15 protein-coding genes are annotated in these 24,529 nt (G+C 49.4%); 13 read left to right on the top strand and 2 right to left on the bottom strand.

Features of this window, described 5'->3' with window-relative positions; translation table 11 throughout:
• Positions 1-52: 52 nt before the first annotated feature.
• The 7 genes from Q0P86_RS06290 to Q0P86_RS06260 all read left to right on the top strand — a co-directional run bounded on the left by Q0P86_RS06290 (position 53) and on the right by Q0P86_RS06260 (position 15,651).
• Positions 53-940 (top strand): polyprenyl synthetase family protein, encoded by an 888-nt coding sequence (locus Q0P86_RS06290; protein WP_290993054.1) that lies wholly within the window; start codon positions 53-55, stop codon positions 938-940.
• Positions 940-2,808 carry a 1-deoxy-D-xylulose-5-phosphate synthase gene (gene dxs / locus Q0P86_RS06285; RefSeq protein WP_290993052.1) on the top strand — a complete coding sequence of 623 codons (1,869 nt, stop codon included), beginning with the start codon at positions 940-942 and terminating at the stop codon, positions 2,806-2,808. Before Q0P86_RS06290 ends, dxs begins: the two co-directional genes overlap by 1 nt.
• Positions 2,805-4,079: an RNA methyltransferase gene (locus Q0P86_RS06280; protein WP_295038122.1), complete on the top strand. Its 1,275-nt coding sequence runs from the start codon at positions 2,805-2,807 to the stop codon at positions 4,077-4,079. The genes dxs and Q0P86_RS06280 overlap by 4 nt, the downstream gene beginning before the upstream one ends.
• Positions 4,079-4,972, top strand: a complete 894-nt coding sequence (pyrF, locus tag Q0P86_RS06275; RefSeq protein WP_295038120.1) for an orotidine-5'-phosphate decarboxylase — start codon at positions 4,079-4,081, stop codon at positions 4,970-4,972. The genes Q0P86_RS06280 and pyrF overlap by 1 nt, the downstream gene beginning before the upstream one ends.
• 93 nt (positions 4,973-5,065) lie before the next feature.
• Positions 5,066-5,986: a hypothetical protein gene (locus Q0P86_RS06270; RefSeq protein WP_295038118.1), complete on the top strand. Its 921-nt coding sequence runs from the start codon at positions 5,066-5,068 to the stop codon at positions 5,984-5,986.
• Between the two features lie 106 nt (positions 5,987-6,092).
• Complete coding sequence (locus Q0P86_RS06265) at positions 6,093-13,049, top strand: ATP-binding protein (RefSeq protein ID WP_295038116.1); 6,957 nt, start codon at positions 6,093-6,095, stop codon at positions 13,047-13,049.
• Positions 13,039-15,651 (top strand): DEAD/DEAH box helicase, encoded by a 2,613-nt coding sequence (locus tag Q0P86_RS06260; protein ID WP_295038114.1) that lies wholly within the window; start codon positions 13,039-13,041, stop codon positions 15,649-15,651. Before Q0P86_RS06265 ends, Q0P86_RS06260 begins: the two co-directional genes overlap by 11 nt.
• Positions 15,652-15,667: 16 nt before the next feature.
• Here Q0P86_RS06260 and Q0P86_RS06255 read toward each other — a convergent pair whose 3' ends face one another.
• Together Q0P86_RS06255 and Q0P86_RS06250 are read right to left on the bottom strand one after the other, a co-directional pair.
• Entirely contained in the window at positions 15,668-16,444 is a 777-nt protein-coding gene (locus Q0P86_RS06255; RefSeq protein ID WP_294112556.1) for a hypothetical protein, read from the bottom strand.
• The gene (locus tag Q0P86_RS06250) at positions 16,438-17,445 is read right to left on the bottom strand and encodes an MlaD family protein (protein WP_294112555.1); all 1,008 of its coding nucleotides are present in this window, start codon (positions 17,443-17,445) and stop codon (positions 16,438-16,440) included. The genes Q0P86_RS06255 and Q0P86_RS06250 overlap by 7 nt, the downstream gene beginning before the upstream one ends.
• Before the next feature lie 139 nt (positions 17,446-17,584).
• Here Q0P86_RS06250 and Q0P86_RS06245 point away from each other — a divergent pair, with 139 nt between their 5' ends.
• The 6 genes from Q0P86_RS06245 (at position 17,585) to Q0P86_RS06220 (ending at position 24,297) form a co-directional block, all read left to right on the top strand.
• Positions 17,585-18,865, top strand: a complete 1,281-nt coding sequence (locus Q0P86_RS06245) for a M18 family aminopeptidase (protein WP_295038111.1) — start codon at positions 17,585-17,587, stop codon at positions 18,863-18,865.
• A 21-nt stretch (positions 18,866-18,886) separates the two neighbouring features.
• Complete coding sequence (locus tag Q0P86_RS06240; protein ID WP_291024929.1) at positions 18,887-19,333, top strand: GtrA family protein; 447 nt, start codon at positions 18,887-18,889, stop codon at positions 19,331-19,333.
• Positions 19,334-19,335: 2 nt separating this feature from the next.
• Entirely contained in the window at positions 19,336-20,988 is a 1,653-nt protein-coding gene (locus tag Q0P86_RS06235; RefSeq protein WP_295038109.1) for an NAD(P)/FAD-dependent oxidoreductase, read from the top strand.
• Between the two features lie 11 nt (positions 20,989-20,999).
• Positions 21,000-22,754 carry a hypothetical protein gene (locus tag Q0P86_RS06230; RefSeq protein WP_295038107.1) on the top strand — a complete coding sequence of 585 codons (1,755 nt, stop codon included), beginning with the start codon at positions 21,000-21,002 and terminating at the stop codon, positions 22,752-22,754.
• A 77-nt stretch (positions 22,755-22,831) separates the two neighbouring features.
• On the top strand, positions 22,832-23,569 hold the full coding sequence (locus Q0P86_RS06225) for a tetratricopeptide repeat protein (RefSeq protein ID WP_295038105.1): 738 nt from the start codon (positions 22,832-22,834) through the stop codon (positions 23,567-23,569).
• Positions 23,569-24,297: a hypothetical protein gene (locus tag Q0P86_RS06220; protein WP_295038103.1), complete on the top strand. Its 729-nt coding sequence runs from the start codon at positions 23,569-23,571 to the stop codon at positions 24,295-24,297. The genes Q0P86_RS06225 and Q0P86_RS06220 overlap by 1 nt, the downstream gene beginning before the upstream one ends.
• Positions 24,298-24,529: the final 232 nt, after the last annotated feature.

Below are 24,529 nucleotides of genomic sequence, written 5' to 3'. Positions count from 1 at the left end.
TCCGGCTTGTCAAGGCTTGTATAGGTGCCCGAAATTAAGTATCTTTGTGCTTATGGAAAATCTTGAAAAAGAAGCATCTGCTGCCCTTGATTACCTTTCCCGCATCTCGAAGGAAGCGGAAAAGAAGTTTGATGAATTTTTGCCGCCCGTCGCCGACCGTCCGGAAAGGCTCCACGAGGCGATGCGTTATTCGATGTTCGCCGGTGGAAAGAGACTCCGTCCGGCACTTGTTCGCGCTGCGTTTGACATGTTCGGTGGAAAGGGCGATTCGGTGGACTACGCCATGAGCGCCCTCGAAATGCTCCACACCTTCAGCTTGATTCACGATGACCTGCCCTGCATCGATAACGATGACTTTAGGCGCGGAAAGCCCACGAGCCACAAGCAGTTCGGCGAAGCCACCGCCGTCATGGCTGGCGATGCCCTTTGCATTCTCGCTTTCGAGCTGATGGGCAAGACCGGCAACGCGAAGGCGATTGAAGTCCTCGCACATCTGCTGGGTACCTACGGCATGATCGGTGGCGAAATGATCGACATTGATTGCGAAGGCAAGAAGGTCAATCTCGAAATTGTCGACTACATCCATTACCACAAGACGGCGGCCCTGATCGAGGCTTCCCTGGAAGTGGGCGCGCGCCTTGCAGGTGCAAGCGAAGGCGACATCAAGATTATCCGCGACTACGGCCGCGCCATCGGCCTTGCGTTCCAGATTGTGGACGACATTCTGGACATTGTTTCGACGACCGAGGAACTGGGCAAGGATGCCGGTTCCGACATCGAAAAGGGTAAGGCGACGTACCCGGCGCTGGTGGGCCTCGAAAAGTCCCGCGAACGTGCGCATGAACTGTACGAGGAATCGCTCAAGGCTTTGGACGGTCTCAAGTGCGATACCACGATCCTGCGCTCCATTGCCGCATTCATCATTACCAGGGTTAAATAATGGACCTTAAGAATATCAAGTCCCCCCAGGACATAAAGCATTGCTCGGTAGAGGAACTTTACAACCTGGCGTCGCAGATCCGCGAGACCATCATCGGTCAAGTGGCTAAGCATGGCGGTCACCTGGCGTCTAGCCTGGGTGTGGTGGAACTGACGCTCGCTCTGCATTATGTGTTTAACGCCCCCGACGACAAGATTGTGTGGGACGTGGGACACCAGGCTTACGTTCACAAGCTTTTGACGGGTCGTTTCGACCGTTTCGACACGCTTCGCCAGCAGGGCGGTATTTCGGGATTCTTGAAGAGGAACGAAAGCGAGTACGATTGCTACGGCGCCGGACACGCGACGACCTCTATTTCTGCCGCGCTCGGTTTCGCGGTGGCCCGTGACCACTTCAAGCGCAAGAACAGCGTGGTCGCAGTCATCGGTGACGGTTCCATGACTGGCGGTATGGCCTACGAGGCCATCAACAATGCGGGGCTTTCGAAGCAGAACATGACCATCATCTTGAACGACAACAAGATGAGCATCGCCCCGAACGTGGGTAACTTCAGCAAGTACCTGAACCGCGTGATTTCGGACCCGGTCTACAACAAGATGCGTTCGGACTTGGACCGCCTGATGAAGCGTCTTCCGGGGATTCTGGGGTCTCGATTCCGCGACTTGTTCTTGCAGGCAGAAAATGCGGCGAAGACGGTGGTGAAGCCGGGCCGTTTCTTTGAAGATTTGGGCATTCGTTACTTTGGACCGATCGACGGCCACGACATCAACGAACTCATTATGCTGTTGCAGCGAGTCAAGGAACAGCCGGGCCCGTGCCTGGTGCATATCCTGACCGAGAAGGGACGCGGGCTTGACGCAGCCGTGAAGAACCCGACCAAGTGGCACGGCATTGGACCTTTCGACCCCGAAAGCGGTTTGCCGCTTTCTCCGGGGAGTCCGAATCCGTCGCTCACTCATGTGTTCGGACAGACGCTTTTGGAACTCGCGAAGAAGGACGACCGCATTATCGGCATTACGGCAGCCATGCCTACCGGTTGCGGTATGGATATCGTTGCCCGTGAACTCCCGGAACGCGTGATTGACGTGGGCATTGCCGAAGAACATGCGCTCACGTTTGCCTCTGGCCTTGCCTGCGACGGCGTGGTGCCGGTGGTCGCGATTTATTCGAGCTTTATGCAGCGCGCCTACGACCAGATTATGCACGACATCGCCTTGCAGAACTTGCACGTGGTGATGGTGCTTGACCGGGCGGGGCTTGTCGGGGCCGACGGCCCGACTCACCATGGCGCGTTCGACTTGTCTTACCTGCGCACGGTGCCGGGCATTACCATCTTGGCGCCGAGCAACGAAAACGAACTGCGCGACATGGTGCGCGCCTCTATCGACATGAAGGGTCCTGTCGCGATCCGATACCCGCGCGGCACCGCCCTCGAAGAACACCTGAAACCCGCTCCCGAGACCGTGGACGTGAAGCTCCCGAAGGTCTTGGAAGAAGGCAAGGACATCTTGCTTTTGGGTGCAGGGTTCATGACAAACGAACTCAAGAAGACGGCTGCCGTTCTCCGCGAAAACGGAAAGAGCGCAACAGTTGTGGATGCACGCATTATCAAGCCGCTGGATACCGAGGCTTACCGCAAGTTGTTTGATGCGCACAAGACGATTGTGACCCTCGAAGACAACACGCTGGTGGGCGGTTTCGGTTCTGCCGTGGCTGAACTCATTGCCGATCTCGGTTACACCGACAAGCGCCTGTTGCGTTTCGGTCTGCCGGATCATTTTGTGGAACAGGGTGAAATTCCTGCCTTGTTCAAGCTTTTGAAAATTGACGGGGAATCCGTCGCCAGACAAATCATGGAAAAAGTATGAGCGAAGAAAATAAAAACCGCACCGTAAAAGTGACTCTGGACCGTAAGTTCGGAGTGAGCGAAAAGCCTGAACGTCGTCCGCGCCGTGACGATGACCGCGAAGAACGTGGTGGCCGCGAAGGCCGTTCTTTTGACGATCGCAGGGGCGACCGTGGAGACCGCAAGTTTGGCGACCGTAAGCCTTTTGGTGATCGTGGCGACCGCCGTTTTAATCGCGATGGCGAAGGTGAGGGCCGTTTCAACCGTGACCGCCGCCCGCGTCGCGACGGTGATGACCGTGGCTCCTTCGGAGGCCGCGAAGGTCGCCGCCCGTTCGGTGACAGGGGCCGCTCCTTTGGCGGCGACCGTCGCCCGCGCCGCGAATTTGCATCTGCAGGTGCTCCGATTTACCGCCAGCGCCCCGAAGAACAGAAGGAAGAAGTCGAAGAAGTATTGGACGAAGCCGCACTCGAAGCCCGCGTGGCCGAAGTCGAGGCTAGCGAAGATTCCAACTTTAACCCGCCTTGGTTCAAGCGTATGCTCGCCCTCACGACCGAAAAGGGCCGCGAACGCGAAGGTCGCTTCCTCGGCGAAGGCGTGCATGTGGTGCAGGAACTGGTGTCCAACCACCGCGAACTCGTTCTCGGCGTGTACGTGACCGAAACTTTCAACGACGAAGCCCTGATTGAACAAATTAACGAAGCCGAAATCAAGCTGAACGTTCTCACCGACGAACAGATGAAGAAAATCTCTTCGACCGTGACGACGCAGGGTATTGTTGCCGTGGCGCGCATCGCAAGCAAGAAGCCGGTGTACGAATCCAGCCGCAGCGTGATTACGCTCGTGGACGCCGTGCAGGATCCGGGTAACCTCGGTACGCTTTTCCGCACGAGCCTCGGTTTCGGTTCCGACGGCATGATCCTTGGCCGCGGTACCGTGAGCCCGTTCAACCCGAAGGTGGTGCGCGGTTCCTCGGGAACCTTCCTCCGCGTGCCTTTCGAATTCGGCGTCGATCTCGTGGACCAGATCAATTTCCTCCGTAGCAAGGGCTACACCATCATCGCGACCGATTTGCACGCCAAGCAGTCCCTGCGCCAGATTCCGCAGAACAAGCTCCGCAAGATGGCGTTCCTCGTGGGTAACGAAGGTGCAGGTACCAATCCGTACTTCATCGAACTCGCCGACGAAACGGTGAAGATCCCGATGAGCAGCGAACTCGAATCCTTGAACGTCGCCGTCGCTCACGGTATCCTTAGCTACGAAGCCGCCCAGATTCAAGAGGAACTTAAGTAATGAACTTCCAGGCCCGTTTAGAAGAACGTATCGCCAAGTGCGGTAACCCGATTTGCCTCGGCATGGATCCGGTCATGAAGTTGATCGACCCGTGCTGCCCCGAAGGTTCCGCCGAAGACAAGATCAAGCGTTTCTATTCCGAAATTCTGGAATGCTGCCTCAAGCGTAACGTGACGCCCGCCGTGGTGAAGCCGAACAGCGCTTACTATGAATGCGTGAGCGTGCAGGCGATGCTCGTGTTGCAGCAGCTGATTGCCGACTACAAGAGCGCCGGCATCCCCGTTATTTTGGATGCAAAGCGTGGTGACATCGGTAAGTCGAGCGCTGCCTACGCAACCGCCGCTTACGATGTGTACAAGGCCGATGCCGTGACGGTTTCCCCGTGGATGGGCGCCGATTCTGTGGGCCCGTTCATTCGCGAAAATTCCGAAAACGGTGCATACGTCTTGCTCCGCACGAGCAACAAGGGCGCCCACGACTTCCAGGATTTGCCGGTGTCCCGTAGCGACGATCCGCGCGATGTTGCCGAAGCTTTCTACTCCGTAGCCGACAAGATTATGGAATGGGACGCAAGCCTCGGTTACCTCGGTGCCGTCGTCGGTGCAACCCACCCCGAAGAACTCGAGAAGATTACCGCCTACACGGTTGCACATAAGCACGAAATTCCGTTCCTGATTCCGGGTGTGTCTATTCCGGGTGTGCCGGGAGGTCAGGGCGGTGACGCGAAGACGGTGCTTACCGCTATTGCAAACGGCGGTGGCAAGCGCAAGTTCCACGTGCTCAACAGCTCTAGCGGACTCAACTTTGCCTACCAGCGCAGCGGTCACCCTGAGAACTTCGCAAGCGATTGCGTAGACGCTCTGGAAAAACTCGCGGAGGCCTGTGTTATCTAGAATTTAGATCTTAGAGCTTAGAACTTAGATTATTTTTTCTAAGCTCTACCAACTAAGTTCTGGTAACTCTGAATTCTGAACTCTGAATTGCCTATGCGTTTCCTAGTTGTCATATTGTTCGCTATCGCAGTTATCGCGGCGGCCTTCCATTTCGCGAAGCCGCTTCCCGGTACGAATTTCGACGAGTCCTTCTTGCCGAAGGCTTCGACGGTGCATTATGTGGCTGCAGGGCACGACGCTTCGGTGGCGGGGCTCTTTTGGATCAAGGGACTTACGGAACTCGGCGAAAGCTACTTGACCGGTAAGGAATATGCCTACCTGGGCCATGTGGCGGAACTTTCAACGAGTCTCGATTCCCTGTTCTACACGCCGTATTACTTTGTCGGTGGCGTGACTCCGATCGATGCCCCTGATACTTCGGACTTCTCGGTGTTGCGTCGCGCAAGCCGCGTGTATCCTGAGAACTGGCGCCTTTCCTTGTACTACGCACTTCGACTTGGTCGCGGCCCGTACCCGAACAAGACCGAGGCGGCGAACGTGATGCGCAAGTATTTCGATAGTCCGGACACGACGATTCCCGATCACATCCGCACCATTTACCGTAGCTTTGAAATTGACGAAATGCAGACGGAAACGGCGCTCGAAACGGTGCTGAACGACGTGATGCAGCCGCGCTTCAAGAAGTTCCGTGCGAGTTTCTATTCAAAGATTCTAAGGTTGATCGGCTACAAGGGCTTGATTAACGATGTGGAAAAGGACGAACATTACCAGAAGGTGAAAACGCTTGTCGACGGCATGGCCGACGGCAAGATCCACCCGGCAATCGTCTACCGCGAGCTCCTCGCCATGAAGAAAATCCGTGACGACGAACTCGCGGAAATCAAGGCGAAAGAAGCCGCTGATTCTACGGCGGTTGTCGACTCTACGGTGGTAACGGATACGACTGTTGCAGCGGATTCAACTGCAACCGCAGTCGACACGGTTGCAACGGTCGATACAACAGCCGCAAAATAGACTGTCTTTTTCGACATATCATCCACGAAGTATAGAGGACTGATTTGCTAACAACCATCCTGTTGCAGGATGGCTTTATGTTATATTTACCCCAAAAGGGAAAAATATGGCTAGCGAACAGAAATCTTATAAAGCAGAAAATCTTGATGCAGATGTTTTGGGAATTCTCCACAAGGTGGTTTTGTCGGAAAGCTACAAGTATGGTGGCGGCTTCACGATTTTAAAAGAGCTGATTCAGAATGCCGATGACGCCCGTGCAGAAGAAATGGTCTTGTCCTATTATGACGGAAGTGACGAGTCGTTTGAACATCCTCCTTTTAGGCAGAAGGGGATTTTGGTTTACAATGATGGTGTCGTTAAAGAAACTGAAGAAAAAAACGATATCAAGGCGATTAAGAGTATTGCGAAAAATTCCAAAACGGACAATGATACTATAGGAAAGTTCGGTCTAGGATTAAAAAGCATATTTCATATTTGTGAGACATTCTATTTCTTTTGCCATTCGGATGGTGAAATGGAATTCAAGGACTTTATAAATCCTTTTATTAATTCCCAAGGCGTGGATACATATCACACGGATCCAGATTGGAATGCTCCCATAATGCAGTCAGATGTTAACAAGTTAATAGAGAAAATAGAGTCTTCTATTATAGGAAAAAGGACTTCCGGAATAACCTTCTTTTTCCCGATAAACCCTGACGAGAAAATTACTGTCAGTACAGCTCGAGGTGGCGAACGGCAGAAAATTGACCCCTTGCATCCATTTAATAAGGATGATGAAGAGAACCGTCAGTTGATTAAGAATATGGTTGCAGCGACAGCCATTTTGAGTAAGACTTCTCAAGGTAAGCTTCATAAAATTACTTATCAGATTGATGAAACAAATAAATTGGTATTTGACTTTGACCGAGAGCAGAAAAAGGTTGTCTCTTGGGTGAATGATAGTTGTCGGGAATATCAATATGCGGTGGAAGAACACTGTGTAGAGGAAAGTGAATTTGGCAATAAAATTCTTAAGAAGATAAGGGAGTCTAATAAAGAGGATACGACAAAAAAGGAAGATGTTTTTAAGGATTCCAGGGTTGTATTCGAATTTGTCCGTGGTGATCAAGCCGAAAGGAATAAAGGCAAATTGAATATCTTTCACGCTGTCAATTTGCCGCTACCGCAATCGCAAAAGAAATTTGATTATGAAGTCGATGGGCGCGAGAAGAACGCATTGGAAAATCTGGAAATTAATTCAAAATATAATTACGACTTGATCATTCATGCCCCCTTTGCAATTGATTCCGGTCGAAAGGAATTTGTCTCTTCGGATAAGATTTTCAAAGATTTGAAAGAATATAAAAATCTAGATGAGGTTTTGTCTGTCGCTCCGCAAAAATACTGGAATGCCGTAATTTACCAATTGGTGATATTGCCTAATATTCCAAAATTCATAAAGACTGCGAATGATGAGGGAATAATTGATGATGATGATATCGCAAAAATTGTAAAGCAGGTCAGGAAATCGTTTGGTCAGGACAACTTGTTCTGTAGACTGATTGCATCAAAATATAGCTTGTTCAATCGGTTTGATGTTGCGTTGGGGACAAATGTTTGGTGCTTGTATGAACATCAGGACTGTGACGAAATTGCCGAGGATGAATATCAAGAAGAGAATAAACTAAAATACATATATGTATCTGAAAGAGATGCTGATAAGAATAAAAAATTGTGTGAAGGCGTGATTTCGGATGATTCCTGTTATGCCATTGTTGTGCCAAATGGCAAACCTGAATACCTGGCGGGTTCTTACTTGATGAGTTATGAAGATGGTTTTGACAATGAATCATTTACAAAGACGCTAGAACAGTTTGATGGCGAATTGCTCGAAAGTGCTAGATTTCTAGAGGATTTTATAGAACTAAACAAGAATTGCCTACAGAATTTTTCTGGAAAGAAAATAAAGGATTGTGATGTTCGCTCGGCAATAAGTCGACTTAAGAAGATTCTGTACGAGCGTGGACGGAACGGGGATTTCAGTTGCATTGATAATGCAAAGATTTTGTGCGAATATTTAAAAGAAAATTTTGAGATTCCTGTATACTATATAAAGAAAGACTCTCTAGAACAAGACAAATGGGAAAGGCTGTGGAGTGAAGGAAATCCATTGATGATTCTTCCAAATAGCCGAAACTCGTCTGCTGACCCATTGGCAAATAAAGAATTTGCTTCCAACGAGTTTAGGGACTGGCTCACTATTGAAGAGCTAATTACAGATAGAGAAAAACATGATATCTTGATGGATATTGTAAGTGTTGATACAATAAGAAGTTTATCATGGAAAGAACATTGTTGTTTAAAAATTATATTGGTCAGGGATGTAGAGGGCAAAGAAGAATGCAAGAGTTGTTCTGAATTAGTTGAAACACCCCTGTTCAAGCTAGACGAAGATGCTGAAATTCCTCAAGTCATGAAATGCTATCAGAAGTTACTTGGAGAACGGAAAGTCTATTTGATTTCGACCGAAGAAAAAAGACTGTTTTTGGACTCTAACAATTGGTTTGGTATAAAATGTTATGCTTGTGATAATGATGGAATTCTGAAATGTATAGAAGATGACTATATAAAGAATCATTTGGCGTTACATAGAAATCTTACTAGCTCCATTGAGGTCAAAAATGAATTTTTGAAACTAGCTTTAGATGAAGCTTTTGTGCGCAAGGAATTTGATGAAAATAAAATAGGTTTTTATCTGTTCTTGCAAAACGGATTGTCTAATAGGGAAGCTGATTACAGATCAGAAGAAATGGGTTCCCCATGGAAAGAAATACTTGAAAAATTAAGGGAACAAGGAAAAATTTCGCGAGATGTTATTGCGTTGTCGAAAAGTAAGGAACGAATTCTTGATAAATGTATCCAATTGACGCAGAGACAAAATGGATTTGGAAGAGTTGTAACGAAATACAGGAAAAGGGATTGCATTGATAAATTGAGGGAATGTGAAAGTGACGATTTGGGCTTCCTGCAGCAAGAACCTTTCTTGAGATATAGAGAAGATATTTTCAAGGAAATAGATGCCAACGATGATTTGTTTTGTAGAATTCCATTGCACAAGACTGAAAGCGGCAAATATATCAGTTTTGATCCTTCTGTGAATTTTTACAACCTGAATGGGATTCAGTTTCCTGCTGAATTCCCGACGGAACTGCGACTTGTAGATATTTTGGTGATGAATGAAAATAATTCGATATCGTCGAAGTTGCACGACAGGTTTGATAAGAGCGGTAAACAAGATAGGATTTGGAGAGGTGGTCGAGCTGTTTATGACTTGATTGACTTATGTGAAAAGAATCAGCTTGATGCGAGCCGTTATTATAATTGGATTTTCAAAACTCTCAATGGAGTTCAGTTTCGTGTAGGCGAAACTGAAATTGCAAAGGTAAAAAGTGCAAACTGGATTCCCTTAAATGGAGGCAAAAGTACTTCGCCTGAATCCATTGCGCTAATGATCAAGTTCAAAGATGCTGTTCGTGGAGAATTAAAAGAGTTAATTCCGACGCTTGTTGATGAAGCGGATGTTCAATGGTCTTCGGAAATAGTTTCGGATTCAAAACGGTTATCGGGAGATGCTCAGAGCGAGAAAATTAAAAAATTTGTCGGCGACGATGAATTGAAAGAAAACTTTATAAAAGATCAAATTATAAAATCAAATTTCAATGATTATGTTCATTTTGAATCTAAGACTTTATGGAAATCGATTGTCGATAGGGAAGATTTAGTAAAAGATATTAAGACATTAAAAATCTGTAGAATTCTCTTAAAGGAGTTTCCTGAAGAATCCGTTTGGGAAATATACCAGCATCTTGAGCCTTCTTGCCGATTGGATTACGGCAACGGTGTTAAATTCCTGAACTGTTTGTCGAGTTATTGTCCAGGTATTTTTGATTTTGATCTGAAGCAGGAATGCGAACAGCTGTTCTTTGATGCTTTGAAAAAGGTCGTTGGCTATGAGGAGTTTGACATAAACGACATTGAACGGCTCCCTGATGCAAATGGAAATTGGAAAGCCCCTAGCCGAATTGTAAAATCGATTTACAGTGGCGAAAGCTATAGCGATAAGATTGAAGAAATTCCGAATGATAATAGGCTTAAAGAGGAGTTCTACGAAATTTTCCCGGGGTGTACTCCGGTGCAATTTATTGTTGCCGTTGCCGCCGAAGAAATCAGCGGCGAGGACGCTATAAAAATTGTTCTGAATTGGAACTGCAATGTCAATTACAAGAGGGGTGTCCTTTATCTGCTTGGTGGCACATTCCGAGAAAAGGCTCAAATTGAAGATAAGGTAAAACATTTTATCGATATTCTGGTAGATGAATTTGGAAGCGATACTCAAAGTGCTGTGAATCTCTACTCCACCCGTCAAAAGACGATGCAGTTGGAATCGCTTTGTGGCGTTGCTTTACAAATAGAGCGTAGGAATGATGTTGTTTACCATGCTCTTTGCCAGGAAAATACCCTGAGTTTGGTTGTTTATGGCGATGCGGATGCCGATATCGAAGGTTCTGTAAAGGGGTTCTTTAAACTTCTGTTGCGGCAGAAATATGGCATTAATCTTGATGAAAAAAATAATGAATCTTGTGGCGCTAAATTTAAGGAATATGCGGACAAATTAGTTGGTGCGATAGAGAATCCGTCCCAGGCTACGATTGACGGGGCTCAAAAGCGAATCCAGGCGGATGTCTTTGCAACACTCAGAATGTTGAATGTGAAGCATGAAAAGTTCAAGGAATTTGACAACAAATATAATGATATCTGTTTTTACGACCAAGGTAATGCAAATGCAGACGATTTAAGAAAACAATTGATCGCCGAAATAAAGAGTTCGAAAGATTTACGTGATGACATATTCAACAAGGTATCTGAAAAAATTTCGCAAAATCAGTATTCTCCTCAAAGCATTCTTTTTGAACTCTTCCAGAATGCCGATGACTGCGTTGAAGACCTAGCTGTTGCCGGACAAGAAAATGTTGTCAAGAAATTCTCTGTTACGAACCAGGGCGGGACCCTTGCGGTAGTTCATTATGGACGACCGATTAATGCAAAATGTGGCGATAATGAAGAAAAGAATGCTCGGTTCAAGTATGACCTGTTGAATATGCTTTCGCTGTCATCGTCAGACAAATTGCGGGAAGACGGACATACGGGAAAATTTGGACTAGGTTTCAAGAGCATCTATACGATTTGTAGAGAACCCAAAATCTACAGTGGTGAGAACCATTTCAAAATTATTGCAGGTTTTTACCCAGAAAATCTTGATGTATCCGATAGTGCTGCTCTTGACAACAAGGAAACGAGATTTATCCTTGATTACAATGATGTTCCTGCCGACTTTGCCGAAATTTTTAAGGAAAACGCTGACTATGTAGCGATATTCTCTAAACAAATCAAGACGATTGAGTTCAATGATGAAACATTTTGTCCTGAATATGAATGTATTTGCGAGTCAGAAGACTATAAGATATGTTCCGTAAAGACTTCGAAAGGAGAATTCCTTTTGATTAATACGGGAACCGCATACAAGTTGCTGTTTAAACTGGACGCTGACCATATTGTTGCGGTTGAAAAGGATTGTCCCAAGGTGTGGAATCTGACCCCGTTGCAGGAAGAAATTTTGAACAACTTGCCGTTTATGATAAACGCTCCCTTTGTTGTAGACACGGGGCGTTTAAGGCTTGCTTACGGCGGAGAAAACGGCGAAATCATTAATAAAATTGCTCAACACTTTGCTGATGTGATGGTGGCACTGTATCGAGAGAATCCTGAATATGCGAAGGAAATTCTTTGCTTGATATACGATTCGTTCCAGATAGAAAAGTTTAGCGGTTTTGCAAAGACTGTTCTTTCGACATTGTTTGAATCAAACAATGTCCTTGTGACTGGTTATGGAACCGTTGTAGATTGTACCGCGAAAACATGCTATGCGGTTGATTGGACTAGTTTGTCTTTGCCAAGTTGTAGAGACGATTACAAGAATGAGCTTCTTAAGGAATTCTCTGAAAATAATGATTCCGCCGAATATGTGCTAGCTCTTGCCGATGTTAAGTCCATATACGAATCTGTCAATTTTGAAGAGATTCCTCAAGAAATTAAAGATAATCTTCGCAAATTGGATAGAGATCGTCGTCCAGACATTTATGAAGAGATTCGCAAGAATCTGGGAATACTTGTGTCGACCGGTGGCGAAACCTCTGGAAGTAATCATCCGTCAATTAGCACCTCGGAAGAATTCAAATCGCAAATTATTGATTTCGCGCCCGACGCTGTTCGCATGTATTATGAAAAGCTTTATGACGAAAGTTTCTACGATCATGAGAATCAGCGAATTCGTGAAAGTCTTATCTTGGAACCGGATGAAAACGGTGACTACAACATGAATGAAACCTGGTGCATCTTGTTGTTGTCGGCGGAGTGCCAAAGCCTTTCTTTCTTCAATCACCTGGAATCATCTATCAGGGGGAGTGTACAAAAGTTCAAGGCGATTGGTTTTGTGAAGGACTTTGTTGCTGGCAAGAACATTCAGAATCTCTACGATATCTATAATGCGAATTCAAAGTTTGAAGAGAGTAGTTTGCGGTCTTTCGAAATGTTGATGCGACTCCATAAGATGCGCTCTTGTTTCAGCAAGTTCTATTCGCTTTTAAAAGAGTTGTGGCAGAAACCGAATTTTAGGGGAATAGAGGATCTCCTGACTCCAGGAACCGACCCTGATTTGGATAACTACGATATCGACATCCCTTCGATGGAGCGGTCGATGAAATTTGGTATGCATTTCTTGTTGCGAGAGCTTTTGCGTAACGAATTCTGGAAAGGACACGATGTGAGCAAAATTCAGCGGCAGGCGTTTATGCCCAAGGATGGAATCAAAAAACTTCTTGGTTTATCGGATGATGCTCGCTCTGAAACCATCTATGAGAAAATTGCTACATTCACAGAGAAATTTACAGAGGGTCCTACCATCGATGGAACCTACGATATTCCCTTTATTATGAGGAACAAGGAAAAACAAGATGAAAATTAATGATTACGTAATTCATGAACAATATGGTCGTGGACAGATATTTGCTCTTCGTGGAACCTCTTTTGCTGTTCAGTTTGATAACGGGAAAGTGGAAGTCTTGTCACCGGACAGTTTGCGGAAGATTTCCTCTGTAAACGAACAGGTGACGGGAAATGTAGCCGTCGATACAAACAAAGCCATCGCGAATCTGGAATCCCAGGTGATTTCCTATGTAAATGATACCTGGGGGCTGTTTTCGAAGTCTGCCATTCAGCTCTTGCCTCATCAGCTGTGGGTTTGCAACCAGGTCTTGGAAAAATGGCCCGTGAACTATGTTGTTGCTGATGATGTGGGACTTGGAAAGACTGTTGAAGCTGGGCTTATTATCAATAACCTTATCGCTTCGCAAGGTATCAAGCGAATCCTGATTTTGACTCCTGCCAAGCTGACCCAACAGTGGCAGCAGCGAATGTATGAGATGTTCGGTCTTGCCTTCAAAATTTATTCGTCAGATGACGAAAAAATAAATAATGGTCTTAATTATTGGGATATGGAGGACCGCCTTATCGCCTCGTTCTCGACGGTACAAATAGATAGCAATGACCGTCATAAGCATATGCTTGAAGCAAAACCATGGGATTTGGTCGTGGTGGACGAAGCGCATCACATGTATGCGGATGAAAATGGGGAGCGCCAGAAGTTTCACATCTTTAGCGAGCTAAAGAAAAACGGAAACATTACCTCGGCGATTTTGTTTACTGGAACGCCTCATAGGGGCAAAGATTACGGTTTCTGGTCGTTAATGTCTTTGCTGGATTCGGATAAATTCGGTCCGGATAAAGATGAAGAAGAACAGTACGAGCACCTTCATGACTACCTGATTCGCAACAACAAGAAGAATGTCGTGAACATGAAGGGCGAACCGCTTTTTACGAAGATGACTCAGTACCCCGAGGAATACAGCTATTCCGAAGAAGAAAAAGCGTTCTACTCGAAAATGAAAGAGTTCATTGCGACGGGTGAAATGTATGCCAAGAGCTTGACGAATGGCTCTGCGAACGGCCTGCTGTTGACGGCTCTCCAAAAAATTGCCTCCAGTTCCACGGCCGCGATTGTGTCTGCTCTGGAAAATCGAAAGAAAAGTCTTGTCGAAAAAACGAATAGTGGAAACGCCGACTATCTGATGGAAGATGAGCGGGATGATTTCGATGATGACTGTATAGATGGAGCCAATGTTCAGCTTGATGCTAGTGTCAAGTTGATGGAAGACGAAATTGAACGTATTGACGAACTCTTGGAGCTAGCCGCCAAGATCAAAGAAGAAAGCCGAGTCAAGGAAATTATCAAAATTATCAAGACTCGCTACCCCAACGAACAGGTTCTATTGTTTACGGAATACAAACGGACGCAGGCGTTGGTTCTTTCGGAACTTATGAAAGAGTGGGGTAAAGACTCCGTCACCTTTATTAATGGTGACGCAGCCCTCCAGGATGTTCTTTATCCTGACGGTAGCAGAGATTCGATGCAGGTGGAGCGCCTAGTGGCGTGCAAACAGTTCAACGAGGGCGAGAAAAAGTTCTTGGTTTCAACCGAGGCCGCTGGCGAAGGTATTGACCTGCAAAAGAAATGTCATGTATTGATTCATATCGACTTGCCGTGGAACCCGATGCGTATCCATCAAAGAATTGGGCGTGTCCACCGCTTAGGGCAAACACACGATGTGGATGTCATTTCGATTCGCTGCAAGGATAACCTGGAGGCTCGTATATGGGATACCCTGAATGCAAAACTGGATGAAATTCAGAAGATGCTTTCGGCAACGATGGGTGACCCTGACGATATTATGCAGATAGTGCTTGGAATGCAGACTAGCCAGTACTATGAAAGCCTGTTTGCTCAGGGACTTCGCGAGGCCGATAAGTGGTTTAATAGCCAGACGGCGACCTTTGGCGGGAAAAGTGCAATTGAGACGGCTACAAAAATAGGCGTGAATGCCGCAAGGTTTGACTTGCGCGGCTTGGACGGGATTCCGAAACTGGATGTCTCGAATCTGGTGCCTTTTATGAAGACGGCGCTCAAGTTGCATAGTCGACTGCTCATAGAAAATAAGGACAATGAAGACAATGTGGTGTCTTACGATGTGATTGTTCCTGACGAGTGGAAGGGATATGGATCGCAAAATCGAGAGAAGGGTATTGTGTTCCGCCGAGAATTAAAGGATGGCGAGAATGTAAAGCAAATCGCTGCCGTTGGTCACTACCTGATAAATAAAGCCTTGCAGGAATCTGTTGGGTATGAGGAATGCGTATTCGGTATCCCCGGTGATATGTCCTATTTCCTTTATACAGTAACTGAAGAAACGACTGATTCTCGCGTAAGAAAAAAACAGTTGTTTGTCGTGTGCTACGACAGTAGCGATTCTTTAGCGAAGGAATATAAGATCGAGGACTTCTACAAAATCCTGACCGACGCTAAACCCAAGTCGGATTCGGCTACTTTGCGCGAAATTCCCAAGTCGGTTGAAGCCTTGGCGGAATCGATGAAAGAAAAACTGAAGGCTGAATTCACTACACCAAAGATGGAACTGACTGGTGCAGTGCTAGGGACCGTAGCGGCCAGTTAAGCAGTGTTAAAGGGGGTTATTCCCCGCAGCGCTTGGCGTTGTTCGGGAGGCCCATCAGTTCAAAGGCGTTCTTGCAGCGGAGTTTCAAGTCCGTTGCTTCTTTTTTGGAGACGCTTTTCAGCTGCGAACGGAGGTAAAGGATGTTCGCCGTGTTGTAGGGCTTGTTCGCCTTGATCGCTTTTTCTTCGGCGACACGGTAGAGCGAATCTGCGTCGCTGCTGCCGCTGATGTCTGCCATGCGGGCGGCGGTGAAGGCGTAGAAACCCCCGTCCTTGTCGGTGCGTTTGCCTAGCATCTTGAACGATTCGCTGGCGCGGCTCTGGTCGCGGTTTGCGGTGTAGGCGATTGCGCATCCGCCGTAGAAGGCGGCCTGCACGTTTTCGTCGGCGGACTTGAGCGACTTTTCGTTGTAGGAGTCGCATATCCTGACTGCGTCGGAAAACTTGTTGCGGGCGCTCAGGAGCGCCACTTTCGTCTTGGCTAACTGGATTCTTGTGCTATTGTCGAGGACGTTTTCACGGACGATCGAAAGGAGGGAATCCGCAAAATCGAGGTCAAGGCTCATGGTTCTGATCTGCGCCATGGCAATCAGCACGCGGGCTTCGGAGCGGAGGTCGGCTTCCTTGCGGCTCGCAAGCAGGGCGCGTTCCAGCTGGCCGTAGCCTTTTGCGAATTTTCCGCTGTCAAAGGAGCGTTTGGCCCGGTAAGAAAGGATACCCGATTCGGAGGCGCTGGCGACGGCACTGGCGGCAAGCATCGCGACGAGAATCTGCTTGAGTCTACGCGTTACCATAGGGTCTCCACCATGAACGGCACCGAGTCCTTGCTAGGCAGGGAACGCTTCACGATCCACATGTTCGAAATGCCTGCCATCAGGTCGTCTGCATTCTGGAGCGTCTGCTCCGTCGCTTCCATAAAGTCCGAAAGTCCGGCAGTCACGAGGCTTACTTCGTTCAGCAGTCCGTCGACCCGGTTGAAGGTGTTGTCCACCTTGCCCATCATGCCGTCGACATTTCCCAGGAGGTTGTCGAGTTTTTGCGGCATGGGTTGCAGTTCGTTCATCATGCCCGAGACATTGTCTGCGATATTGTCCACCTTGCCCAGGAGAACAGGGACCTGCACCTGTATCGTATCGAACAGGCCTGATGCCTGGTTAAGCACCTTCTTGCCGGAGTACGTGATGTCGTCGAGACGGTTGAGCTGGCGGTTTAAGTTGTCGTAAAGGAGGCGTGACCCGAAAAGGGCACCGATGGTCGTTCCTGTATCCAGGGCCATTCCGACAAGGGTGTCGGCGGCGTTGATCAACGTGTTGACTCTTCCCAGGAGCTCGTTGGCGGTTTCGATCACGGTTTCGATATCCTGCGCATCTCCGGGTTTCAAGAAGTCTCCGTCTTGCAGCACGCGGCCCTTGCTACGGCGAATGTCGATGTTGACGACACGAGCCGAAATGAGGTTCTGGTCGCGGATTGCGAAAACTTCAGCACTGTCGGTAATCAGGTTCTGGTACTGCTTGCGAATCTTGAAATGCATGACGACGCCGTTGCCTTCGACTTCCATACTGTCGATTTGGCCGACGTCCACGCCGCTGATCTGGACCTTGGTACCTGCGTGCAGGCCGAACGCCTTGTTGAATCGGCTATGCAGGTGGTATTCTTCGACTCCGATAATTCCTTCGTCGAAAAGTTTCGCGTAAAGCACGATAGCAAACACCATGACGGAAACGGTAAAGAAGACTCCGACCAGAAGGCCGGAAATTTCCATCCAGTTGATTCCTTTTAATGGTTTGAATGCCATGCTAAGAATATAGTAATAGAACTTAGAATTTAGAGATTAGTGCTTAGAATTTAGAGCTTAGAGCATAGATTATTCTTCTAAGTTCTACCAACTAAGCTCTACCAACAATTACCTAACCACTGAATCCTATATTTACTTCATGGATTTCTTTGATTTTTTGAATAATTCGGTAACGCCGTACCATACGGTGGATAGCCTCAAGGGTCTTGTTGACAGTGCGAAAGATGAAAAATTTCAGTTGTTCGAACGCGGCGGCGCCCTGATTGCCGTCCGTCCGCCAAAGGAAGTTTGTTCTGACTCGAAATTCAGGATTGCCCTGGCGCATACGGATTTCCCGACACTCAAGATTACGCCGGATCCCGATGGCGCTGCGGCGGGAGTGCGTACGTTGCACCCCGAGATTTACGGCAGTCCGCTTTTTACCAGCTGGCTTGACCGCGACCTGGGTTATGCGGGCTTGATCGCCTATGAACAGGACGGCCGTTTACGTACAAAATTGATCCGTGGCGAAAAGCTGTTCCGTATTCCGCAGCTTGCCGTGCACCTGAACCGTGGCGTGAACCAGGACGGCCTCAAGGTTAACCCGCAGACGGACCTGAATGCGCTTTGGACCGCCATCGGCGGTAAGGAAAACTTTACAGATGCTTTGGCGGCGGAATTGCCCGCCGGGGCGAAGCTTCTGGATTTCGACATCCAGCTGTTCGATGCACAACCGGCGCAGCTTGGCGGCTTTGACGACGAATGGGTTTATTCGGGGCGCCTTGATAACTTGAGCAGTTGCCACGCCATTGCCGAGGCTTTTGCCGCGACCAATGCCCTTGAAAAGGATTTCCAGGTGGCCGCGTTCTTCAATAACGAGGAGGTCGGTTCCGAGACCCGCGAAGGTGCCGCCGGAAACTTCCTGAAGAGCGTACTAGAAAACGTTGCTATGTCTGCAGCTCTAGATTCTTCGACTTCGCTACGCTCCGCTCAGAATGACAAGTCACTTTCGTCTCTCGTCTGTAGCGAGCTTGCGAGCGTTCTTTCGTCTAGTTTCGCCCTCTCCATCGATATGGCGCACGCCTGCCATCCGAACTTTGTGCAGAAACATGAAAGCAATCATGCCCCCGTATTGGGTGGCGGTGTCGTGTTGAAGGTGAATTCGCAAAAGCGCTATGCCAGCGACGTGTTCTCGAACGCGCGTTTCAAGCTGCTTTGTGAACAAAGTAACATTTCGTACCAGACTTTCGTGATGCGTAACGATATGCCCTGCGGCTCGACGGTGGGGCCAGCCATTTCTGCCAGTCTTGGGATTCCGACGGTGGATATTGGCGAACCCATGCTCAGTATGCACAGCATCCGTGAAATGACGGCCGTTGCGGATCACGAAAAATTGACAAAACTGGTTTCTGCGTTGTACGGTAGCTCAAATCTGCCCTAGATTAGTTACATTTACACACGCATGTTTGCTGATAAGATAAAAGCGATTCGCGGCAGGTTCCCGCGCAAGTCCCTGTTGGGGCAGTTTCTGCGTTACCTGGTGACGGGGGGCCTCGCCTTCGTTGTCGATTTTGGCCTGTTCGCCTTGTGCCTTTATGTGTTTGACTGGCATTACCTGCTTGCGAACTTGGTGGGCCTGGTTGCGGGGCTTGTGCTCAACTATACCATGAGTATCGTGTGGGTGTTTACGGCTTGCGAAAGGGCTCTCGAAAAACGCAAGGTGATGGAATTCTCGCTGTTCGCGCTTGTGGGAATTGCCGGTGTCGGTATCAACCAGCTGCTGATGTTTTTGATGGTGGGCGTGTTTGACTGGAACGAGATGGTCTCCAAGATGGTGGCCGCAGTTCTTGTTCTGATGTGGAATTTTGGGGCGCGTAAGTTGATGCTGTTCCGAGAAAGGAAGGAGTGATTATGGTTGCTGAAAATAGTGGAAAGAAGATTGCCGTGATTGCGGGTGCGGGCCCTGCGGGACTCACCTGCGCGCTGGAACTTTTGCGTACGACGGATGTGAAACCCGTGATTTTCGAGGCCGAAGATGTTATTGGCGGTATTTCGCGGACGGCGCGTTACAACGGCAACCGCATGGATATCGGCGGTCACCGCTTTTTCAGCAAGAGCGATACGGTGATGGACTGGTGGCAGGGAATCTTGCCGTTGCAGGGGGCCGCGAGCAAGGACGATATCGCCATCGGCCGCAAGGTCCCGCTGGTGGTCGGTGGCCCCGATCCCGAGAAGACGGACTACGTGATGCTTTGCCGCAGCCGTCTTTCCCGCATCCTTTTCTTACGCAAGCTCTTTGACTATCCGGTTTCGTTGAATGGCGACACCATCCGTAACCTCGGGCTGTGGCGCATGTTCAAGATTGGCATGAGCTACCTCAAGGTGCAGCTGCTGCCCGCCCGCAAGGAAAAGAGTCTTGAAGACTTCATGATCAACCGCTTTGGCGTGGAACTGTACCGTACGTTCTTCCGCGACTACACCGAAAAGGTGTGGGGCGTGCCCTGCAGCAAGATCAGCCCCGACTGGGGCGGCCAGCGCATCAAGGGCCTCTCGATCACCAAGACCGTGGTGCACGCGCTCAAGCAGATTTTTGCCGGCAAGAAGAAGACTGAAGCTGGTGCCGCGAACGGCGCGGACATCCGCCAGAAGGATACCGAGACGAGCCTTATCGGGCAGTTCCTTTACCCGAAATTCGGCCCTGGCCAGCTTTGGGAAACGGTCGCCGAGAAGGTGCTGGAAATGGGCGGCGAAATCCGCATGAATTCGAAGGTGGTGGGTGTGAACCGCTCCGCCGACGGCAAGCGCATCGAAAGCGTGGTTGTAGAATCCTGTGCGGCAGACGGAAACATTTCGACCGAAACGGTCGTCTGCGACTACTTCCTCAGCACGATGCCCGTGAAGGAACTTGTCGCTGCGATGGACAATGAAAAGAATCCGGTGCCGGCGGAAGTTCGCCGCGTATCCGACGGCCTTGTGTACCGCGACTTCATTACCGTGGGGCTCCTGCTCGACGAACTGCTTATCAAGAACCCGGCGAAGCCCGGCACTCCCGAAAGCAAGCTCAAGTTCGTGGCGGACAACTGGATCTATGTGCAGGAATCCGACGTGAAGCTCGGCCGCATCCAGATTTTCAACAACTGGAGCCCGTACCTCGTTGCAGACCCTGAAAAGGTGTGGATTGGCCTTGAATATTTTGCAACTGAAGGCGACGAAATGTGGAGCATGCCGGATGCGGACTTTATCAAGTTTGCTATCGCGGAACTCGACAAGATTCACGTGGCTCGCCCTGAGGCTGTGCGTGATTCCGTGGTGTTCCATATCAAGAAGGCGTACCCCGCCTACTTCGGCACCTATGGCGAATTCGGTAAGGTTCGCGAGTATGTTGATCCCATCGAAAATTTGTTCCTGATGGGTCGTAACGGCATGCACAAGTACAACAATATGGACCATAGTATGCTTGCTGCCATGGAAGTGGTAAAGTGCATCCGTGAAAATTCTACGGACAAGGCCGCTCTTTGGAACGTCAATAGCGAAGAAGATTATCACGAAGGCAAGAAAGCGTAGCGGTGCCTCTGATGAAAAAATTGCTCGGAATTTTCAGGCTCCCTGAACTCTATTGTGCATTGCTGCTGGCGGCAAGCCTCGTCATCGGTTTTGCGTTGAGGGTTTCGGTCGAAAACGTCGTGCTGAGGCAGGGCGCTTCTATGGAGAAAGTAAGCCTTCCCGTTACCAAGAAAATGCGGGATGGGGAAGTATTCCAGGTCGAGCTGGATATCAAGAATGTCTACCGTACTCCGTACGACCTGCGCGTGGTTCCCGACGATTGCGCCGAGGGAATTGTAATCAATGGACAAAATCTGGAAATCAGGTCGGAGCCGGGGCGCTGTAATTTTACGAAAGGTTTCCTGCTGGACGACAGCGTGACTGCGCCGCATCGGGTGGGCGACAGGACTCACTATACGTTCTACCTGAAGAACAACGGCGGAAATGCAGGACTGAATGTATTTATCTACCAGACGTCGTTCTTGACACTCGTGGCGAATGTCGGCGCGGTGGTCTTTTTTGCGTTGCTCTGCATGTTTGTGGCGCGGCGGTTCAAGTTGCGCGGCGGAATCCTTTTCCTCTTTTTGTTGGGAGTGCTCCTCAGGACGGTGTTTTTTGCGAACGTGCCGTACACGACTTACTCGAACGATGTTGACGGGCATGTTGCCTACGTACAGTACGTCCTCGACAACCATGCCATTCCCGGAGTCGATGACTGCTGGACTTGTTACCATCCGCCGGTTTATTACGTAACGGCAGCTCCTGCGTTCGTTCTGGGGAACTGGATGGGAGTCTCGGGAACGACGGGGTTGCAGGCGTTCAGCTTGCTGCTGTCGGTGCTCACGCTTTTCCTTGGAATCCTGTTCCTGAAGAATTTCATGTCGGGCGGTGCGCTTGGAATTGCATCGCTGCTGTGGACGATGTGGCCCGTTCTGATTTTGATGTCGCCCCGCATCGGTAACGACCAGATGTTCTGCCTGATGCATGTGCTTTGCCTGTGGGGCGGCGTAAAGTATTTCAACGAAGGTCGTGGCAAGTTCCTGATTGTGGCGGTCCTTGCGGCGGCACTTGCGGTGTGGACCAAGACGACGGGCGTGGTGACCATCGGGATGGTTTTCCTGTTTGCCGTTGGCGGTTACGTTCGGAGCGCGAGGCTTTTGCACCCGACAAAGTCCGAGGTGGTGGCGTGGGTGTTTTTTGCGTTGCTCCTCGCGGGGATCGCTTTGCAGAAACTGCTCGGCGACGCGGACCTGGTGGGCAATTCGAGCGGCCTGAACGGACGGTTGAGGGTTGGCAACGAGGCGTTCAACTACATTTTCTTTGACCTGAAATCCTTCGTGACGCATCCTTACACGAGTGCCTGGAACGAGGAATGGGGACGCGAATTCTTCTGGAATTATGCGTTCAAGTCGTCGATGTTCGGTGAATTTGAACTGGTGCGCAACGAGACCGGTAGGACGCTCGCGACCTTGATGAGCGTGTCTTTCCTCGGGCTCATGGTGTATGCTGCCCGCGGATTCTGGAAGACGAAACTGCAAGTGATGCACTGGATTCTGTTGTTGCAGGCGGCGGCGTTCTTTGGCGCGCTGATGGTCTTGCGTATCAAGGTGCCGTTCTCTTGCAGCAACGACTTCAGGTACATTGCGCCGGTCGTGCTGAGTATAGTGCCTTTCATGGCGACGGGAGTTACCCTGGAAGGTTCTTCGGTCAAGTGGAAAGTGCTCGGTTACGTGCTGGTGGCGACATTTGCCTTGAGCACGGTGATTTTGTATATTCTTGCTATGTAGAAACAAGTGAGTTCGGGATGGCGAACTCTAGGTCCCTGAGCTTGCCGAAGGGCCGAGCTATCCATGGAAGAATGAAAATGCGTTTTTTGTTGATTTGTGTATGTTTGCTGTCGGTCGGCCTGTGGGCGCGGCCAATAAATGACGGCAACAAGCTGTTTGCCAAGGGCGATTATGCCGGAGCGCTCGAAAAGTATATGAAGGCCCGAGAATCGGAGCCTGCAAACCCGCTTTTGTTCTACAATATCGGCACTTGCCAGTACAGGCTCGGCAACTACGAAGAGGCCAAGAAGGAACTCGAGAGCGCCGTGCGTATGCCCGACAAGAATATGGCGGCGAAGGCGGCCTACAACTTGGCGAACACGCATTTCCGCATGGGCGAAAAGGCGGCCGAAGGTAGCGAACGCATTGCCGCGTGGCGTGAATCCGTCGCTTACCTGAAAAAGGCGATTGACCTCGACAATGATTTCGAGAACGCCAAGAAGAACGTGGAAATCGTTCAGCGCAAGCTGAAAGAGGAACTCGACAAGCAAAAGCAGAATCAGGATCAAAACCAGGACCAGAACAACGATCAGAAACAGCCGCCGCTTTCCGAGAAGGCGAAGGAAGTCTTGGCGCGTGCGCTCCAGCTTTGCAAAGACGGCAAGTACGCTGAAGCAAAGGAAATGCTCGAGAACCTGATTGCCGAAGACGAAACCGCAGGCCAGCTCAGCGGACACGTGCAGCGCATCGACGATATCATTGAAATCAAGGCGGGCAGGAAGCCCAAGGCGAAGATTGACGCAAGCAACACTGACAACGACCTGGAGGTAATCTGATGAAAATTCAGAATTCAGAATTCGGAGCTCAGGTTTGTTGCTTGTCACCCTGGAGCGCAGCGATAGGGTCCAGGCCCCATATTCTTGCATTTGCGTTTGTAATTCTGTTGACCGCAGTGTCGGCCTTTGCCGCCCCGAAGTCAGCGAGCGCCTATTACAGCGACGCAGCCTTCCAGTACATTGAAAACCGCCTGCCCTCTGCCGAAATCACCTGCAACGAGGGCCTGCAATACTACCCGAACGACCAGAAACTGCAAATGCTCCTTGACCGTATCCACGAAGCCAAGGACGAGCAGAAGAACGAGAACAAGAAGAACGACAAGAATCAGGATAACAATCAGGACCAGAACCAGGATCAAAACAAGGATCAGCAGGACCAGAATAAGGACCAGCAGAACCAGGATCAGAATGGCGAAGGCAATTCCAGCGGTTCCGAGAGTTCTTCGAGTGCTTCCGAAGACCAGAATGGCGGCGGACAGTCCAGCAGCTCGGATGCAGGGAGCTCCGACAGCGAAGGCGGTGCGCAGCCAGAACAGCAACCCGAGCAGCCGCAGGAAAATTCCAGCGACAGTAACGGCGGCGAAGAACCCCAGGAACAGCCCGTGCAGATGGGCGAGATGAGCCCCGAAGAAGCCGCGCAGCTCCTGAAAGACTTCGACGAACAGAATGGCGAACGCAAGCCCTGGAAACCCATCCGCGGCCAAGCAAGACCGGTCAAAGACTGGTAAGGGTATCAAGCGAGAACCCACTTGTGGGTTCGCATTTGATACCCGCAAGGTCTTGCGCGAAGCGCAACGATTGGTAAGGCTGGCTTTTGATACCCGCAAGGTCTTGCGCGAAGCGCAATGACTGGTAAGGCGCTCATTTGTCACCCCGGCCAACCACTCACATGTCATCCCGGCCAACCACTCACATGTCATCCCGGCCAGCCACTCACATGTCATCCCGGCCAGCCACTCA

Origin of the sequence: uncultured Fibrobacter sp., assembly GCF_946062555.1 — a bacterium.
GTDB lineage: Bacteria > Fibrobacterota > Fibrobacteria > Fibrobacterales > Fibrobacteraceae > Fibrobacter.
The sequence above is the reverse complement of the archived record's forward strand: the minus strand, read 5'-3'. Positions and strand labels throughout refer to the sequence as shown.

Bases quoted from the DNA above. Each gene is read 5' to 3' on its own strand.
- Q0P86_RS06290 (WP_290993054.1), top strand. From the start codon at position 53: ATGGAAAATCTTGAAAAAGAAGCATCTGCTGCCCTTGATTACCTTTCC.
- dxs (WP_290993052.1), top strand. From the start codon at position 940: ATGGACCTTAAGAATATCAAGTCCCCCCAGGACATAAAGCATTGCTCG.
- Q0P86_RS06280 (WP_295038122.1), top strand. From the start codon at position 2,805: ATGAGCGAAGAAAATAAAAACCGCACCGTAAAAGTGACTCTGGACCGT.
- pyrF (WP_295038120.1), top strand. From the start codon at position 4,079: ATGAACTTCCAGGCCCGTTTAGAAGAACGTATCGCCAAGTGCGGTAAC.
- Q0P86_RS06270 (WP_295038118.1), top strand. From the start codon at position 5,066: ATGCGTTTCCTAGTTGTCATATTGTTCGCTATCGCAGTTATCGCGGCG.
- Q0P86_RS06265 (WP_295038116.1), top strand. From the start codon at position 6,093: ATGGCTAGCGAACAGAAATCTTATAAAGCAGAAAATCTTGATGCAGAT.
- Q0P86_RS06260 (WP_295038114.1), top strand. From the start codon at position 13,039: ATGAAAATTAATGATTACGTAATTCATGAACAATATGGTCGTGGACAG.
- Q0P86_RS06255 (WP_294112556.1), bottom strand. From the start codon at position 16,444: ATGGTAACGCGTAGACTCAAGCAGATTCTCGTCGCGATGCTTGCCGCC.
- Q0P86_RS06250 (WP_294112555.1), bottom strand. From the start codon at position 17,445: ATGGCATTCAAACCATTAAAAGGAATCAACTGGATGGAAATTTCCGGC.
- Q0P86_RS06245 (WP_295038111.1), top strand. From the start codon at position 17,585: ATGGATTTCTTTGATTTTTTGAATAATTCGGTAACGCCGTACCATACG.
- Q0P86_RS06240 (WP_291024929.1), top strand. From the start codon at position 18,887: ATGTTTGCTGATAAGATAAAAGCGATTCGCGGCAGGTTCCCGCGCAAG.
- Q0P86_RS06235 (WP_295038109.1), top strand. From the start codon at position 19,336: ATGGTTGCTGAAAATAGTGGAAAGAAGATTGCCGTGATTGCGGGTGCG.
- Q0P86_RS06230 (WP_295038107.1), top strand. From the start codon at position 21,000: ATGAAAAAATTGCTCGGAATTTTCAGGCTCCCTGAACTCTATTGTGCA.
- Q0P86_RS06225 (WP_295038105.1), top strand. From the start codon at position 22,832: ATGCGTTTTTTGTTGATTTGTGTATGTTTGCTGTCGGTCGGCCTGTGG.
- Q0P86_RS06220 (WP_295038103.1), top strand. From the start codon at position 23,569: ATGAAAATTCAGAATTCAGAATTCGGAGCTCAGGTTTGTTGCTTGTCA.